We start from the raw sequence: 18,564 nt of genomic DNA, 5'->3' as shown, positions 1-18,564 counted from the left end.
CCGACACTCACGTCTGACCCTTCTTCCGGGCCCATCCTCGTCAAGGTCGACTGCGGGTTTCCCTAGAGTGAGGGCGGCACCTCCTCCGGTGGGCCGGTCAGGAGGCGGACGGCCTGGCGGACGAGGTGGCGATCCAGGGCCGCCGAGCGGGTGCCGGTCAGGGGCAGGACGGTGCGGCGGCGGCCGCCCTCGGTGACCTCGTAGTCCAGGCCGAGGCGGTCCATGAACTCCACCGAGTCGGCGCCCGCGCGGTCGTGCAGGTCGTAGCGGACGGCGATCCCGACGGTGGCGCCGGGGCCGGGGGCCAGGGCCGCGGCGGTCAGGGCGCTCACTCCGCCCATCCAGCCGGAGGACAGCAGCACCGGGGAGGCGGCGGGTGCGACGGCGGCGAGGGCGGCCGCGCGCTGCAGCCGGGACGTCCAGCGGGTGATGTTCACGTACGGGACGCCGCCGCGCAGGGCGGCGCGCAGGACGCGGTCGTCGGGGTCGTTGACCGTGCCGACGACGACGCGGACGGGTGCGGAGAAGGGCCGGGGGTCGGCGAGGTGCCACTGGCGGACGGTCGCGCCGGTCTCGTCGGCGAGGGCCCGCCCGCGGGCGGGGGTGCGGCCGGTGAGGTCATGCGACCTAGGGCACTCAATGGGATTCTGACACGGCACCAGGAGGTCTTGCGGCTGCGGATATCCTGATTTTCCTGGGCACGCAGGACGAACAGTGACAGGGAGACACGTGGTGACGTGGCGTCGGAAGCGGTCGGCCGGGATGGTGGCGGCGATATGCGCGGTGGGCATCGCGCTGACAGGGTGCGGGAAGTCCGACAGCAAACAGCAGGACAAGCCGAACGGGAGCGCCTCCCCCGGCTCTGCGGCGTCGTCGTCGGCGCCCGCGTCACCGGGGGGCGGCGGCAAGAACGGCGCCAAGGAGGTCCTGCCGCAACTGCCGTCGGCCGCGCAGGCCCGTACGGAGCTGGGGAAGCTGACCGTGGCCGCCCAGCGGTCGATGTCCGGATACAGCCGGGCCGCGTTCCCGCACTGGGCCCAGCAGGGCGACAAGTGCGACACCCGGGAGACGGTGCTGGCGCGTGACGGCCAGGACGTGAAGAAGGACGACCAGTGCCGGGCGGTCTCCGGCACCTGGTACAGCCTGTACGACGGCAAGACGTTCACCAAGGCCTCGCAGGTCGACATCGACCACATCGTGCCCCTGGCCAACGCCTGGCGTTCGGGTGCCGACCAGTGGACCACGGAGAAGCGCAAGCAGTTCGCCAACGACCTGACGCACCCGCAACTGCTGACGGTCTCGGCCGCGACCAACCGCTCGAAGGGCGATCAGGGCCCTGACCAGTGGCAGCCGCCGGCCAAGGACGCCTGGTGCGTCTACGGCCGTGCCTGGACGTCGGTGAAGTCGACCTACGGGCTGACCGTCACCGACGGGGAGAAGAAGATGCTCGACACGATGCTGGGTACCTGCCGCTCATGACACGACAGCACGAGCAGTACGTGGACGAGGTGCTCGCCGGCCCCGGCGGGGCGATGACCGACGAGGTCGGCGTCATCACCGGCGACCTCACGGTCGTCACCGCCGGTCGCGCGGACGGGCGGGCCGACGTCCACGTGCAGTACACCGGCGCCGAGGAGTGGTACGTCCTGACCGGCAGTCCCGCCTCCGTGCCCGCCGCCGGCCTGCACGCCCTGCACCGGGCCGTGCTGGAGGCCGTGCGGGCCGGCGGCGGTGCCGAGGTGCCGAAGGAGTGAGGGGACGAGCGGGCCGGTCGGCCCGCTCGTCCCCGCGCCATCGGCGGCCGGTCAGCGACCGGTGGTCAGCGACGCCAGCCACTCCTGCATGATGCGCGCGGTCTGCTCGGAGTCCTCGCGGACCATCGACAGGTGGTCCGCGTCGACCCTGCGCACGTGGGCCGAGGGGATCAGCGGCTTGTCGTCGCCGTCGGCGGCCGCGGAACCGCCGGCCAGCAGGTCGCGCGCGCAGTTCACCATCAGCACGGGGGCGCTGGTGTGGTGCACCTCCAGCTGGTTGAGCAGCACCATCCAGCGGCCCATGGCCGACAGCCGGGAGTTGGTCATCCGCACCGGGGAGCTCTCCTCGCCGGTGAAGTTCAGCCGCATCATGCCCGCGTAGTCGATGCCCTCGTCGCTGTTGTGCTGGATGCTGAGGGTGTCGAGGAGGATCACCGCCTCGGGGCGGATGCCCCACGTGCTCTCCAGCAGGCCCGCCGCCGCGTAGGCGAAGGAGCCGCCGGAGGAGTGGCCGACCAGGACGAAGGGCTCCCCGTCGCTGGCCCGCAGGGCGCTCTCGGCGATGACCCGGGTGGCGCTCTCGGGCGTGGCGGGCAGCCGCTCGCCGGTCGCGAAGCCGATCAGCGGCAGGGCCTGGACGTCGCGCTGCCCACGGAAGTGGGCGGCGAGCCGGGCGTACTGGTGCACGCCGCCGTTGGCGGTGGGGGCGCTGACACAGATCAGGCGCGGCCTGCCCGGCCCCTCGGCCAGGGCCGCCGCCAGCGGCAGGTCCTCCAGTTCGGCCGTGGCCTCGAACGTCGGTCGCAGGGCGGCCACGGTCGCCAGCATGCGCTGGGCCTCGGGCAGCTTGCCGCCCGTCATCGCGTCGAGGAAGAGCCGCTCCAGCGAGTCGATCTCCACCTCGCCGGACGGCACCCGCAGCCCCTCGGCAGCGCCCTCCGGGCCCGGCTGCGCGGCCAGTTCGCTGCGCAGCCAGGCGGCCAGGTCGGCGGGCGTCCGGCTGTCGAAGACCAGCGTGGCCGGCAGCCGCAGGCCGGTGACGGCGGCGAGGCGGTTGCGCAGCTCCACCGAGGTGAGCGAGTCGAAGCCCAGCTCGTAGAAGTCGCGCTTGGCCTCGATCTCCTTCGGCGAGGCGTAGCCGAGCACGGCCGCGGCCTCGGTGCGCACGAGGTCGACGACGTGGCGTACCCGCTCGGCCTCGCCCATCTCCAGCAGCTGCCGGGTGAAGGACACGGGCGTGCCGGCCGCGCCGGAGGCGGTGGCGGCGGCGCGCCGGCCGCCCTTGACCAGGCCGCGGAAGAGCGGCGGCACGTCGCCGACCGGGCGCATCGTGCCGGCGGCCAGGCCCAGCGGGACGATCAGCGGCTCGTCCTCGGACAGGGCGGCGGTGAACAGGCGCAGTCCGTGCTCGACCGACAGCGGCGGCATGCCGCCGGACTGCATGCGCTGGACGTCGGCCTCGCTCAGCGAGCTGGTCATGCCCGCGTCCTGCGCCCAGGGGCCCCAGGCCAGTGACGTGCCGGGCAGGCCGAGGGCGCGGCGGTGCTGGGCGAGGGCGTCGAGGAAGGCGTTGGCGGCGGCGTAGTTGCCCTGGCCGGGGCTGCCCATGACGCCCGCGACGGAGGAGAAGGCGACGAAGGCGGCCAGGTCGGGCGCGTGGTCGCGGGTGAGTTCGTGCAGGTGCCAGGCGGCGTCCGCCTTCGGCCGCAGCACGCCCGACAGGCGGCCTGCGTCCAGGGAGGTGATCACACCGTCGTCCAGGACACCAGCCGTGTGGATCACGGCGGTCAGCGGGTGCCGGGCGGGGATCGCGGCCAGGGTCGCGGCGAGCGCGTCCCGGTCGGCGGCGTCGCAGGCCACGACGGTGGGCCGGGCGCCCAGCTCCTCGAGTTCGGCGACGAGTTCGGCCGCGCCGGGTGCGGCGGGGCCGCGGCGGCTGGTCAGCAGCAGGTGCCGCACCCCGGCGCGGGCCAGGTGCCGTGCCAGGTGCCCGCCGAGGGCGCCGGTGCCACCGGTGATCAGTACGGTGCCGTCGGGGCGCCAGGGCACCTCGCCGGCGGGTGCACTGGGCAGGGCGGCGAGCCGGCCCACGCGCAAGGACCCGTCCCGGACGACGAACTGGGCGTCGCCGCCGGACAGCGGCCCGGACAGCCGGGACAGCGCGGCGGCCGCGTCGGCGTCCTCGTCCAGGTCCAGCAGGACGAACCGGTCCGGGTGTTCGGCGTGGGCCGAGCGCACCAGACCCCACACCGCGCCGGCGGCGAGGTCCGTGACCGTGTCCTTGGCGTCGGCGCGGACGGCGCCCCGGGTGAGGAGGACCAGGCGGGCGGCGGCGAAGCGGTCCTCGGCGAGCCAGGCCTGCACGAGGTCCAGGGCGTGGGCGGTCACCTCGTGGACCGCTGCCGGCACGTCGCCGCCGGTCGGCCCGGCGACGGGGACGACGACGAGCTCCTCGCCGCCGGAGAGGGCGGCCAGCTCCGCCGCCGAACCGGCGCCCAGCGCGCCGAGCGTGGCGGTACGCGGCGCGGGAGCGGTGCTCGCCTCGGGGGCGGGCACCCAGGCGACGTGGAACAGCGGCTCGCGCGCCCGGGCGGCAAAGACCTCCTCGGACGGGGCCCGCAGGACGAGGGTTTCCGCCGACAGGACGGGCGCGCCGTCGGCGTCGACCGCGGTCAGGGAGACGCTGTCGTCGCCGGTACGCGTCAGGCGCGCCCGCAGCGCCGAGGCGCCCGCGGCGTGCAGGGAGACGCCGTGGAAGGAGACGGGCTGGGCGATGACGTCCTCGTCGCCGGCGCCGGCGAAGCCGGCGGCGTGCGTGAGGGCGTCCAGCAGCGCCGGGTGGATGCCGAAGTACTGGGCGTCGCCTGCGGCCTCGCCCGTCAGTTCGGCCTCGGCGAACGCCTCGTCGCCGCGCACCCACACCGCGCGCAGGCCCTGGAAGACCGGGCCGTAGGGGGTGCCGTCGTAGAAGCCGTCGAGGTCGACGGCGCTCGCGCCGGCGGGCGGCCACGAGGCGGCGTCCAGTCCGGTGATCCTGGCGCCGGGGGTGAGCACGCCGGTGGCGTGTTCGGTCCACGGCTCCTCGGTGGCGCCCTCCGGACGGGAGTGGAAGCGCACCTCGCGCGCTCCCGCCTCGTCGGGTGCGCCGATCCACACCTGCAGCGTCAGGGCCGTGCCGGAGCCGGCCAGGGCCAGCGGGGTGGTGACGGTGAGCTCCTCGATGCGGTCGCAGCCGACCTGGTCGCCGGCGCGGACGGCCAGTTCGACGAAGCCGGCGGCCGGCAGGACGACCGCGTCGCCCACCGTGTGGTCGGTGAGCCAGCCGTGCACCTGCAGCGACAGGCGGCTGGTGAAGAGCACTCCCCCGGACCCGGCCAGCTGCACGGCGGCACCCAGCAGCGGGTGGTCCGTGGAGACCATGCCGGCGGAGGTCACGTCGCCGGTGAGGGCGACGGGCCGCGGCCAGTAGCGCTCGCGCTCGAAGGGGTACGTCGGCAGGTCGGTGCGCCGCGCGCCGGAACCGGCGTACCAGGCGGTCCAGTCGACGCCGACGCCGGCGACGTGCAGGTGGGCCAGGGCGGTCAGCAGGGCGGTGTTCTCCGGCCGGTCCTTGCGCTGGGCGGGGACGGCCACCGGCTGCTGCTCGGGGTCCAGGATGCGCTGCGCGAGCGCGGTCAGGACGCCGTCGGGGCCCAGTTCGAGGAAGGCGGTGGCGCCTTCGGCGGCGAGCGTACGGACGCCGTCGGCGAAGCGGACGGTCTCGCGCACGTGCCGCACCCAGTAGTCGGCGGAGCCGAGCTCCTCGGGCCCGGCGAGGGCGCCGGTGACGTGGGAGACGACGGGGACGGCCGGCGGGTGGTAGGTCAGGCCCTCGGCAACGGCGCGGAAGTCCTCCAGCATCGGCTCCATCAGGGGCGAGTGGAAGGCGTGGCTGACGGTCAGCCGCTGGGTCTTGCGGCCCTCGGCGGCCAGTTCGCCGGCGATGCGCAGCACCGTGGCCTCCTCGCCGGCGATCACGACGGCGTCGGGGCCGTTGACGGCGGCGACGGCGACGCCGGCGACGAGGCGGGCGGTCACCTCCTCCTCGGTCGCCTGGACGGCGACCATGGCACCGCCGGCGGGCAGCGCGTCCATCAACCGCGCGCGGGCGGCGACCAGGGTGCAGGCGTCGTCGAGAGACAGCACACCGGCGACGTGGGCCGCGGCGATCTCACCGATCGAGTGGCCCGCGACGTAGTCGGGCGTGACGCCCCAGGACTCCACCAGCCGGAACAGGGCCACTTCGAAGGCGAACAGGGCGGGCTGGGTGAAGCCCGTCTCGTTCAGCAGCCGGCCGTCGTCGTCGAACATCACCTCGCGCAGCGGCCGTTCCAGCTCGGTGTCGAGGTGGGCGGCGACGGCGTCCAGGGCCTCGGCGAACACCGGGAAGCGCCCGTACAGCTCCCGGCCCATGCCCGGGCGCTGCGCGCCCTGGCCGGAGAAGAGCACGGCGAGCGGACCGGCCGCCGCACCGGCGTGCCCGCGGGCGGCCTCGACGGTCTCCACCCTCCCGTCCTCGTCCGCCGCGGAGGCCAGCAGCACGGCCCGGTGCTCGAACACCGAGCGCCCGGCCGCGAGCGAGTAGCCCACGTCGGCGGGCCTGCGGCCCGGTTCGCCGGCCAGTGCGGCGAGCTGGTCGAGCTGCTGGGCCAGGGCGTCCTCGGTGCGGCCGGAGACCACCCACGGGACGGGACCGGTAACGGTTGCGCCGGCGGAGGGAAGCGCCCGGGTCCCGGGCTGTTCGAGGATGACGTGGGCGTTGGTGCCGGAGATGCCGAACGAGGACACGCCCGCGCGCCGCGGCCGGTCGCAGTCGGGCCACGGCCGGGCCTCCCGCAGCAGTTCGACGGCCCCCGCCGTCCAGTCGACGTGCGAGGAGGGCTCGTCGAGGTGGAGCGACGCGGGCAGGACGCCGTGCCGCAGGGCCATGACGGTCTTGATCACGCCGGCGACGCCGGCGGCCGCCTGGGCGTGGCCGATGTTCGACTTCAGCGAGCCCAGCAGCAGCGGCCGGTCCGCGTCGCGGTCCTGCCCGTACGTGGCCATCAGGGCCTGCGCCTCGATGGGGTCGCCGAGCGGCGTGCCGGTGCCGTGGCCCTCGACCGCGTCGACGTCGCGCGCCGTGAGACCGGCGGAGGCCAGGGCCTGGCGGATGACGCGCTGCTGGGACGGGCCGTTGGGCGCGGTCAGGCCGTTGGAGGCGCCGTCCTGGTTGACCGCCGAGCCGCGCACGACGGCCAGGACGGGGTGCCCGTTGCGGCGGGCGTCGGAGAGGCGCTCCAGGACGAGCATGCCCACGCCCTCCGACCAGGCGGTGCCGTCGGCCGCGTCGGAGTACGCCTTGCAGCGGCCGTCGGGGGCGAGGCCGCCCTGGACGGTGAAGCCCGCGAAGCCCGCCGGTGTGGTCATGACGGTCACGCCGCCGGCCAGCGCCAGGTCGCACTCGCCGTCGCGCAGGGACTGCGCGGCCCAGTGCAGGGCGACCAGCGACGACGAGCAGGCCGTGTCGAGCGTGGCGGCCGGGCCCTCCAGGCCGAGGGTGTAGGAGATGCGGCCGGACATGACGCTGCTGGCCAGGCCGGTGCCGGTGTGGCCGGCGACGTCGTCGCGCGAGGTGGTCATCAGCTGGGCGTAGTCCAGCCCGTTGGTGCCGACGAAGACGCCCGTGGGGCTGCCCTGCAGGCGCTGCGGGTCGATGCCGGCCCGCTCGACGGCCTCCCAGGAGGTCTCCAGCAGCAGGCGCTGCTGCGGGTCCATCGCCAGGGCCTCGCGCGGCGAGATGCCGAAGAAGCCGGCGTCGAAGTCGGCGACGCCCTGCAGGAAGCCGCCCTCCAGCGTCGCGCTGCGGCCCCGGCCGCCGGGGCCTCCGGTGCGCAGGGTCTCCAGGTCCCAGCCGCGGTCGGTGGGGAACGGGGAGATGCCGTCGCGGCCCTCGGCGACCAGGCGCCACAGGTCCTCGGGCGAGCTCACCCCGCCGGGCAGCCGGCAGGCCATGCCGACGATGACGACCGGGTCGTCGGAGCGCGGCCCGGCGGCCGTGCCGCCCGCCTGCGCGTGGGCCGCGGCGTGCTCGCCGAGCAGTTCGGTGAGCAGGTGGCCGGCGAGCACCCGTGCGGTGGGGTGGTCGAAGACGGCGGTGGCGGGCAGGGCCACGCCGGTGGCCAGGCTCAGCCGGTTGGGCAGTTCGATGGCCGTCAGCGAGTCGAAGCCGAGGTCGCGGAACTTCTTGTCCGCCTCCACGGCCGCGGCGTCGGCGTACCCGAGCACCGCCGCGACGTGCGTGCGCACCAGCCCGACGACGGCCGGGGCGCGCTCGCCCGCCGGCAGCGCCAGCAGCCGTTCCCGCAGCGCGGAGCCGGCCGTCCGGGCGGACTCGCCGGGGACCTGCGCCGGCTGCTCGGCGGCCTGCCCGGTGCCGGTCAGCTCCCGCAGCAGCGGCCCGGCGCGCAGGGCGGCGAGGGCGTCGAGGGCGTGCTGCCGGCGCGTGTCGAGCAGGACGAGTACGGCCTCCGGGCGCGCGGCGGCCCGGCGTACGGCGGCCAGGGCGAGCTCCTGGTCCAGGGCCGGGTGGGCCGCGTGGCGCTGCGGTGCGGTGCCGGTGGCCGGCTCGCCGCCGGTCCAGGCGCCCCAGGCGAGGGCCGTCGCGGGAAGACCGGCGGCCCGGCGCCGGGTGGCCAGAGCCTCCAGCACGGCGCCCGCGGCGGCGAGGGCCGCCCGGCCGGGGGTGCCGAGCGGGGCCGCCACGGACGTGCACAGGACGAAGGCGTCGAGGCCGTGGTCGCGGGTCAGCTCGTCGAGGTTGCGGGCGGCCTGCGCCGTGGCGGACAGGAGCGCGGTGAGGCGCTCGGGGGTCAGCTCGTCCAGCACGCCGTCGTCGGCGGATGCGGCGGCGTGGATGACGGCCGTGAGCGGGGTGTCCTCGGGGATGCCGGCCAGGACGGCCGCCAGTGCCTCGCGGTCGGCCGCGTCGCAGGCGACGACGTCGGCGTGCGCGCCGAGGTCGCGCAGGTCGGCGGCCAGTGCGCCGGCGCCCGGCGCGTCGGGGCCGCGCCGGCTCACCAGCACCAGCCGCTCGGCCCCGGCCTCGGCGAGGGTGCGGGCGATGCGGCTGCCCCGGCCGCCGGTGCCGCCCGTGATCAGGACGGTGCCGCGCGGCGTCCACGCGGCGTCGTCCGCGGCGGGCGCGGCCGGCACGAGCCGGCGTCCGTAGGCGGCGGAGGAGCGGATGGCGACCTGGTCCTCCCCGTCGCTGCCGGCCAGGACGGCGGCGAACCGCCGGGCCGCCCGGGCGTCCAGCTGCTCGGGCAGGTCCACCAGCCCGCCCCAGCGCGCCGGGTGTTCGAGCGCGGCCACGCGGCCGAGGCCCCACACCCCGGCCTGGGCGGCGCAGGCGGGGCGGTCGGAGCGGCCGACGGCCACGGCACCACGGGTGACGCACCACAGCGGTGCGGTGATGCCGGCGTCCCCGAGCGACTGCAGCAGCACGGCCGTGGCCACGGTCGCGACGGCGGGCGCCGCCTCGGTGCCGTCGGCGAGGGCGAGGAGCGAGACGACGCCGGTGAAGGCGTCCTCCTCCGCCGCGAGTTCGCGCAGCCGCTCGGCGAGTGCCGGGCGGTCCGTGGCCTCGCCGGCGCGCACGTCGACGGTCAGCAGCACGGTGTCGGTACCGACGGCCCGTACGACGTCCTGCATCCACGCGTCGTCGGGCGCGCAGTGCGCCGGGACGACGACCAGCCGGCGCCCGGCGGGGGGCGCCGTGCGCGGACCACCGGCCAGCGGCTTCCACGCCTCGCGGTGGCACAGCGCATCCAGCGCGGACCGGTCGCGCCGGTGCCGGCGCCAGGAGGTCAGGGCGGGCAGCACGGCGCCCAGGGCCTCGGCGCTGACGTCGAGGTCGGCGGCGAGGGCGGCGACGTCCAGGTCCTCGTCCTCGACGACGGACCAGAACGCGTCGTCGGCATCGGCCGGGGCCGGCGCGGCGGCGGCGCGCGTCCGCGGCCAGAACCGCTGTCCCTGGAAGGGGTACGTGGGCAGCTCGACGTGCCGGGCGCCCGCGCCCGTACCGGCGTACCAGGCGGGCCAGTCGACGCCGACGCCGGCGACGTGGAGGCGGGCGAGGGCGGTCAGCAGTGCCGTTTCCTCGGGGCGGTCCTTGCGCAGGGCGGAGACGGCCACCGGCTGCTGCTCGGGATCCAGGGTGTGCCGGGCGAGCGCGGTGAGCGTGGCGTCGGGACCCAGTTCGAGGAAGACGGAGGCGCCCCGGGCGGCGAGGTGGCGGATGCCGTCGGCGAAGCGGACGGTCTCGCGCACGTGGCGCACCCAGTAGTCGGCGGACCGCAGCAGGCCCGGTTCGGCCAGGGTGCCGGTGAGGTTGGAGACGACGGGAATGGCGGGAGCGGCGTAGGCGATGGCCTCGGCCACCCGCCGGAACTCCTCCAGCATCGGCTCCATGAGTGCCGAGTGGAACGCGTGACTCACGGGAAGGCGCTGCGCCTTCAGGCCCTCGGCGACGCGCAGAACCGCTGCCTCGTCACCGGAGACGACGACCGACCGCGGACCGTTGACAGCAGCAACGGACACACCGTCGATCAGACGGGAGCGGACCTCTTCCTCGGAGGCCTGCACGGCCACCATCGCGCCACCGGACGGCAACGCACTCATCAACCGCGCCCGCGCCGCCACCAGACGACACGCATCCTCAAGAGACAGCACCCCGGCAATGTGCGCGGCCGTGATCTCGCCGACGGAATGACCCGCAACGAAGTCGGGCTTGACACCCCAGGACTCCACGAGTCGGAAGAGCGCCACTTCGAAGGCGAAGAGGGCCGGCTGGGTGTAACCCGTCTCGTCCAGGCCCTCCGCCTCACCGGACATCACCGCACGCAACGGCCGCTCCAGCTCGGCATCGAGCAGCGCCGTCACCGCCTCCAACGCCTCCGCGAACACCGGGAAACGCTCGCACAGTTCGCTTCCCATACCGGCACGCTGAGCACCCTGGCCCGAGAACAGCACCGCAAGACCACCGGCCACATCACCGGCCACCCCACGCGCCACCTCGACCGCCTCACCGGCCCCCGACGCCAGCAGCACAGCCCGGTGGTCGAACACCGACCGTCCTGCCGCCAGGGAGAAGCCCACGTCGGCGGGTGAGAGCCCGGGGTGTTCGGCGACCCACTGCCGCAGCTGGGCGAGCTGGTCCGCCAGGGCCGCCTCGGACTTGGCCGAGACCGGCCAGGGAAGCGTCGCCGGGGCGGTGCCGGTGGCGTCCGCGCTGTCGCGCTCGTCGTTCTCCGGCGGTGCCTGCTCCAGGATGGTGTGCGCGTTCGTGCCGCTGATGCCGAAGGCCGAGACGGCCGCGCGGCGGGGCCTGCCGGTGTCGGGCCAGTCGGCCGGCTCCGTCAGCAGTTCGACGTCCCCGGCCGTCCAGTCGACGTGCGAGCTGGGGGTGTCGACGTGCAGGGTGCGCGGCAGCACGCCGTGGCGCATGGCCATGACCATCTTGATGATGCCGGCGACGCCCGCCGCCGACTGGGTGTGCCCGATGTTGGACTTGACCGAGCCCAGCAGCAGCGGCCGGTCGTCGGGGCGCCCCTGGCCGTACGTGGCGAGGACGGCCTGGGCCTCGATGGGGTCGCCCAGGGTGGTGCCCGTGCCGTGCGCCTCGACGGCGTCGACATCGGCAGTGGACAGGCCGGCGGCGGCCAGGGCCTGCCGGATCACCCGCTGCTGGGACGGGCCGTTGGGCGCCGTCAGACCGTTGGACGCACCGTCCTGGTTGACCGCACTCCCCCGCACGACTGCCAGCACCCGGTGACCGTTGCGACGCGCGTCCGACAACCGCTCCACCACCAGGACGCCCACGCCCTCGGACCAGCCGGTGCCGTCGGCCGCGTCCGCGAACGCCTTGCACCGGCCGTCCGTCGCCAGGCCGCCCTGCCGGGTGAAGCCGGGGAAACCGACGGAGGTGGACATGATGGTCACACCGCCGGCCAGGGCCAGGGTGCACTCGCCGGAGCGCAGGGCCTGGGCGGCCCAGTGCAGCGCGACCAGCGACGACGAGCAGGCCGTGTCGACGGTGACCGCCGGGCCCTCCAGCCCGAAGGTGTACGAGACGCGGCCGGAGACGACGCTGGCGGCGAGACCGGTGCTGGTGTGGCCCTCGATGTCCTCGTCGGAGTTCATCACCAGCATCGTGTAGTCCTGGCCGCCGGTGCCGACGAAGACGCCGGTGCGGCTGCCGCGCAGCGACGCGGGGTCGATGCCGGCCCGCTCGATGGCCTCCCACGAGGTCTCCAGCAGCAGGCGCTGCTGCGGGTCCATGGCCAGGGCCTCGCGCGGGGCGATGCCGAAGAAGCCGGCGTCGAACTCGGCGATGCCGTCGAGGAAGCCGCCCTTGGCGGTGGCGCTGCGGCCGCGGCCGTCGGGTCCGCCGGACAGCAGGGTCTCCAGGTCCCAGCCGCGGTCGGTCGGGAAGTCGGCGATGCCCTCGCGCCCGTCGAGCACCAGCTGCCACAGGTCCTCGGGGGACCGTACGCCGCCGGGGAGCCGGCAGGCCATGCCGACGATGACCACGGGGTCGTCGGCCGCTGCGGTGGCGACCGGGACGCCCCCGCGGACCTGCGCCTCGTCGTCGTGCTGGTCGAGCAGGAGGGTGAGGAGGTGTTCGCCGAGCGCGACGGGGGTGGGGTAGTCGAAGACGAGGGTGGCGGACAGCCGCAGGCCGGTGGCGTTGGTCAGGCGGTTGCGCAGTTCGACGGCGGTCAGCGAGTCGAAGCCCAGGTCCTGGAAGCCGCGCTTGGCGTCGACGGCCTTGGCGGAGGCGTGGCCGAGCACGGCCGCGGCCTCGGTCCGCACGAGGTCGGTGACGAACTTCGGGCGCTCCTCGTCCTGCAGGTCCCACAGGCGCCGGGTGAGCATGCCGGCGATGCCGGCGCCCTCGGCGGTGGTGGCGGCGGTGCGCCGGCCGGGCTTGACGAGGTCGCGCAGGACGGGCGGCACGGGGCCGGGTACGCGGACGGGCCCGGAGACGGTGCCGATGGCGACGAGGTGGCCGGCGTCGCAGGTGCCGGCGGCGTCGAAGAGGGCCAGGCCCTGCTCGACGGACAGCGGGGGCACCCCGGAGGAGGCGATGCGCTGCATGTCCGTCTCGGACAGCGAGCCGGTCATGCCGGCGGTCGCCGCCCACGCGCCCCACGACAGGGACTGGGCCGGCAGGCCGAGGGCGGTGCGGTGGCGGGCGAGGGCGTCGAGGAAGACGTTGCCGGCGGCGTAGTTGGCCTGGCCGCCGGCGCCGGTGACGCCGGAGATCGAGGAGAACAGCACGAACGCCGCGAGGTCGTGGTCCTTGGTGAGCTCGTGCAGGTGCCAGGCGGCGTCCGCCTTGGGGCGCAGGACGCGGGCGAGGCGCTCGGGGGTCAGCCAGGCGAGGACGCCGTCGTCGAGGATGCCGGCGGTGTGGACGACCGCGGTGAGCGGGTGGGCGGCGGGGATGCCGGCCAGGACGGCCGCGAGCGCGGCGCGGTCGGCGACGTCGCAGGCGGCGACGGTGACCTCGGCGCCCAGAGCGGTCAGTTCGGTGTGCAGGGCGGCGGCGCCGGGCGCGTCCGCGCCCCGGCGGCTCGCGAGGAGCAGGTGCTTGACGCCGCGTTCGGTGACGAGGTGGCGGGCGAGGCGGGCGCCCAGGCCGCCGGTGCCGCCGGTGATCAGTACGGTTCCTTCGGGGTCCCACGCGCGCGGCATGGTCAGCACGATCTTGCCGGTGTGCCGGGCCTGGCTCATGTGGCGGAACGCCTCGCGGGCCCGGCGGACGTCCCAGGTGGTCACCGGCAGCGGGTGCAGCGCGCCGTCGGCGAACAGGCCGAGGAGTTCGGCGAGGAGTCCGGCGATGCGGTCCGGGCCGGCCTCGGCGAGGTCGAAGGCGCGGTAGTGCACGCCGGTGAGGTCGTGCGGGTCGCGGACGTCGGTCTTGCCCATCTCCAGGAAGCGGCCGCCGGGGGCGGTCAGCCGCAGCGAGGCGTCGACGAACTCGCCGGCCAGCGCGTTGAGGACGACGTCCACGCCACGGCCGCCGGTGACCTCCCGGAAGCGCTCCTCGAAGTCGGTGGTGCGGGAGGAGGCGATGTGGTCGTCGGCGACGCCCAGGGCGCGCAGGGTGTCCCACTTGCCCTCACTGGCGGTGGCGAAGACCTCGGCGCCCAGGTGGCGGGCGAGCTGGATCGCGGCCATGCCGACGCCGCCGGCGCCGGCGTGGACGAGGATGCGCTGCCCGGCCCGCAGACCCGCCAGGTCCTTCAGGGCGTACAGGGCGGTGAGGAAGACCAGCGGCACGGAGGCCGCCTGCTGCATGCTCCAGCCGTCAGGCACCTTGGCCAGGACCCGGTGGTCGGCGACGGCCAGCGGGCCGAAGCCGCCGGCCACCATGCCCATGACGCGGTCGCCGGGGCGCAGGCCGGTCACGCCGGGCCCGGTCTCGACGACGGTGCCGGCGGCCTCGCCGCCCAGCAGCCCGGCCTCACCGGGGTACATGCCCAGGGCGTTGAGGACGTCGCGGAAGTTGACGCCGGCGGCCTGCACCCGGATCCGTACCTGGCCGTCGGTCAGGGGTGCGGCGGCGTCGGGGCAGGGGACGAGGGCCAGGCCGTCGAGGCTGCCCTTGGCCGGGCTGTCCAGGCGCCAGGGGCCGCCGTCCGGGGGCGGCAGCAGGCCGGCGGCCGGGCCGAGGTGGGCCAGGCGGCCCACGCGGACGACGCCGTCGCGCACGACGAACTGGGCGTCCCCGGTGGCCGAGAGGGCGGGCAGCAGGGGCAGGAGGTGGGTCAGGTCGCCGGTGTCGTCGAGGTCGGCGATCAGCAGCCGGCCGGGGTTCTCGGACTGCGCCGAGCGCACCAGGCCCCAGGCGGCGGCCGCGGCCAGGTCCCGTACGCCCTCGCCCTCGTCGGCGGAGACGGCGCCGCGGGTGACGAGGACGAGCCGCGCGTCGCCGGTCCGCTGGGGTGCGAACCACTCGTGCAGCAGCTCCAGGACGCGGGCGGTGAGCGCGTGCGCGGCGGCCGGTACGTCGTCCCCGGGGCCGGCCGTGCCGGACAGCGGCACCAGCACCAGGTCCTCGTCGCCGCGCAGGTCGGCGAGGGAGGCCACGACGGGGGCGGACACACCGGCGGGTGCCTCGGTGCCCAGGACCGCGCACCGCAGGCCGGCGGTGGGTTCGGCGTCGGGCGCGGGCACCCAGTCCAGCGAGAGCAGCGCGTCGTGCTCGGGGCTGCGGCGCGGGGTGCCCTGCACGGTGGCGGCCGAGCGGGCCCGCAGCGTCAGCTTGCGGGCGGAGAGCACCGGCGCGCCCTCGACGTCGGCCACGGCGAGGGAGACGGAGTCCTCGCCGGTCCTCGCGACGCGGGCTCGCACGACGCGGGCGCCGGCGGCGTGCAGGGAGACGCCCTGCCAGCCGAAGGGCATCAGCAGGGTGTTCTCGTCGCCGACGCCCGCGAAGCCGTGCGCGTGCAGGACGGCGTCGAGCAGGGCGGGGTGCAGCAGGAACGCGGCGGCGTCCTCGGCCGTGCCGTTCGGCAGGGCCGCCTCGACGAACGCCTCGCCCTCGCGCACCCACAGCGAGCGCAGCCCCTGGAAGGCGGGGCCGTACTCGGTGCGCTCGTAGAAGCCCTCCAGGTCCATGACGACGGCGTTGGCCGGGGGCCAGGCGGAGGCGTCGAACTCCGCCACGTGCTCGCCGGTGGCCAGCAGGCCGCTGGCGTGCTCGGTCCACGGCCGGTCGGCGGCGGCGTCCTCGGGACGCGAGTGGACGGTGACGGTACGGGCCCCCGACTCGTCGGGGGCGCCGGCCAGGACCTGCACCTGGACGGCGCCGTCCACGGGCAGGACGAGCGGGGCCAACAGCGTGAACTCCTCCACCCGGTCGCAGCCGACCTGGTCGCCGGTGCGCAGCGCCAGCTCCAGGAAGCCGGTGGCGGGGAAGAGCACCCGGCCGCCGATGGCGTGGTCGGCCAGCCAGGGGTGGGACTGCAGGGACAGCCGGCCGGTGAAGAGCACCTCGTCGGAGTCCGCGAGCGCCAGCGTCGCCCCGAGGAGCGGGTGCCCGGCGGGCAGCAGGCCGGCACCGGTCACGTCACCGGTGGCCGCGGCGGGGCGGGGCCAGTGGCGCTCGTGCTGGAAGGGGTAGGTGGGCAGGTCGACGTGCCGGGCGCCCGTACCGGCGTACCAGGAGGTCCAGTCGATGCCGACGCCGGCGACGTGGAGGCGGGCGAGGGCGGTGAGCAGTGCCGTTTCCTCGGGGCGGTCCTTGCGCAGGGCGGAGACGGTGACCGGCTGCTGCTCGGGGTCCAGGGTGTGCTGGGCGAGCGCGGTGAGGGTGGCGTCGGGGCCGAGTTCGAGGAAGACGGCGGCGCCTTCGGCGGCGAGCGTGCGGACGCCGTCGGCGAAGCGTACGGTCTCGCGCACGTGCCGCACCCAGTAGTCGGCGGAGCAGAGGTGCTCGGGGTCCGCGAGGTCACCGGTGAGGTTGGAGACGACGGGAATGGCGGGAGCGGCGTAGGCGATGGCCTCGGCAACGCGCCGGAACTCCTCCAGCATCGGCTCCATGAGCGCCGAGTGGAACGCGTGACTGACGGACAAACGCTGGGATTTCAGGCCCTCGGCGACGCGCAGAACCGCTGCCTCGTCACCCGAGACGACGACCGACTGCGGACCATTGACGGCAGCAATGGACACACCGTCGATCAGACGGGAGCGGACCTCCTCCTCCGACGCCTGGACAGCCACCATCGCACCACCGGAGGGCAGCGCACTCATCAACCGCGCCCGCGCCGCCACCAGACGACACGCGTCCTCAAGAGACAGCACGCCGGCGACATGGGCTGCGGCGATCTCGCCGATGGAATGACCCGCCACGAAGTCGGGCTTGATACCCCAGGACTCCACGAGCCGGAAGAGCGCCACTTCGAAGGCGAAGAGGGCCGGCTGGGTGTAACCCGTCTCGTCCAGGCCCTCCGCCTCACCGGACATCACCGCACGCAACGGCCGCTCCAGCTCGGCGTCGAGCAGAGCCGTCACCGCCTCCAACGCCTCCGCGAACGCCGGGAAACGCTCGTACAGTTCGCTTCCCATGCCGGCACGCTGAGCGCCCTGGCCCGAGAACAGCACCGCAAGACCACCGGCCACATCACCGGCCACCCCACGCGCCACCTCGATCGCCTCACCGGCGCCCGACGCCAGCATCACAGCCCGGTGTTCCAGGTGCGAGCGCTCGGTCGCCAGCGAGAATCCCACGTCGAGCGGGGAGGACAGCGCGGTCAGCGGCGACACCTGCTGCCACTGGGCGTCGAGCGCTGCCTCGGTCTTTCCGGACAGCAGCAGGGGCACCACGTCCGCTGCCACCGCCGGCTCCTCGGTCGGCGTCTCGACCGGTTCGGGCTGTTCCAGGATGACGTGGGCGTTCGTCCCGCTGATGCCGAACGAGGACACGCCCGCCCGCCAGGGCCGGTCCACCTCGGGCCACGGGCGCTCGTCCGTCAGCAGTTCCACCGCTCCGGCCGTCCAGTCCACGTGGGTGGACGGGGCGTCGACGTGCAGGGTGCGCGGCAGGACGCCCTCCTGCATCGCCATCACCATCTTGATGACGCCTGCGACACCCGCCGCGGCCTGCGTGTGGCCGATGTTGGACTTCACCGAGCCGAGCAGCAGCGGCCGGTCCGCCTCGCGGTCCTGGCCGTAGGTCGACAGCAGGGCTTGTGCCTCGATGGGGTCGCCCAGCGTGGTGCCCGTGCCGTGCGCCTCGACGGCGTCGACATCGGCAGTGGACAGACCGGCTGCGGCCAGGGCCTGGCGGATCACCCGCTGCTGCGACGGACCGTTCGGCGCCGTCAGACCGTTGGACGCACCGTCCTGGTTGACCGCCGAGCCACGCACGACCGCCAGCACCCGGTGACCGTTGCGGCGCGCGTCCGACAGCCGCTCCACCACCAGAATGCCCACGCCCTCGGACCAGCCGGTGCCGTCGGCCGCGTCCGCGAACGCCTTGCACCGGCCGTCGGCCGCCAGGCCGCCCTGACGGCTGAAGCCCGAGAAGCCCATGGGGGTCGACAGCACCGTCACGCCGCCCACCAGCGCCAGCGAGCACTCCCCGTTGCGCAGGGCGTGGGCGGCCAGGTGCAGCGCGACCAGGGAGGAGGAACAGGCCGTGTCGACGGTGACCGCCGGGCCCTCCAGCCCGAAGGTGTACGAGATGCGGCCGGACAGGACGCTGCCGGCCAGGCTGGTGCCGCCGTGGCCCTCGATGTCCTCCCGGGAGTTCATGACGACGCCGGCGTAGTCGACGCCGTTCGTTCCGACGAAGACGCCGGTCTTCGTGCCCTGCAGCGCGGCGGGGTCGATGCCCGCCCGCTCGAACGCCTCCCACGACGTCTCCAGCAGCAGCCGCTGCTGCGGGTCCATGGTGACGGCCTCGCGGGGCGAGATGCCGAAGAAGTCGGCGTCGAAGGCGGCGGCGTCGACGAAACCGCCCTGGGCGGTCGCGCTGCGGCCGCCGCCGTCGCCGGTGAGGGCGGCGAGGTCCCAGCCGCGGTCGGTCGGGAAGTCCGTGATGCCGTCGCGTCCTTCGTGCAGCAGCGCCCACAGCTCCTCGGGCGAGCGCACGCCGCCGGGCAGCCTGCAGGACATGCCGACGATGGCGATCGGCTCCTGCTTGCCCGACTCGGCCTCCAGCAGTCGTTGGCGGGTCTGGTGCAGATCGGCCGTGACCCACTTGAGGTAGTCAACGAGC

General features: G+C 75.3%; 3 protein-coding genes and 1 pseudogene. 2 read left to right on the top strand and 2 right to left on the bottom strand.

What is annotated here, in order from left to right; genetic code table 11:
* Nucleotides 1–62: 62 nt before the first annotated feature.
* On the bottom strand, nt 63–659 hold the full coding sequence (locus tag ABD361_RS16855; protein WP_425583231.1) for a saccharopine dehydrogenase family protein: 597 nt from the start codon (nt 657–659) through the stop codon (nt 63–65).
* A 73-nt stretch (nt 660–732) separates the two neighbouring features.
* On the opposite strand from ABD361_RS16855, the gene ABD361_RS16850 reads away from it, so the two are divergent.
* Together ABD361_RS16850 and ABD361_RS16845 are read left to right on the top strand one after the other, a co-directional pair.
* On the top strand, nt 733–1,479 hold the full coding sequence (locus ABD361_RS16850; protein ID WP_344436135.1) for an HNH endonuclease family protein: 747 nt from the start codon (nt 733–735) through the stop codon (nt 1,477–1,479).
* Nucleotides 1,476–1,754 carry a hypothetical protein gene (locus tag ABD361_RS16845; RefSeq protein WP_344436134.1) on the top strand — a complete coding sequence of 93 codons (279 nt, stop codon included), beginning with the start codon at nt 1,476–1,478 and terminating at the stop codon, nt 1,752–1,754. Before ABD361_RS16850 ends, ABD361_RS16845 begins: the two co-directional genes overlap by 4 nt.
* Before the next feature lie 90 nt (nt 1,755–1,844).
* On the opposite strand, the pseudogene ABD361_RS16840 reads toward ABD361_RS16845, so the two are convergent.
* Nucleotides 1,845–18,557: pseudogene (locus tag ABD361_RS16840) on the bottom strand (type I polyketide synthase); the annotation flags it as partial.
* Between the last annotated feature and the right edge of the window lie 7 nt (nt 18,558–18,564).

Origin of the sequence: Streptomyces luteosporeus, assembly GCF_039532865.1 — a bacterium.
Lineage (GTDB): Bacteria > Actinomycetota > Actinomycetes > Streptomycetales > Streptomycetaceae > Streptomyces > Streptomyces luteosporeus.
Note: the sequence above shows the minus strand (reverse complement) of the source record. Positions and strands in the feature narration are given on the sequence as shown.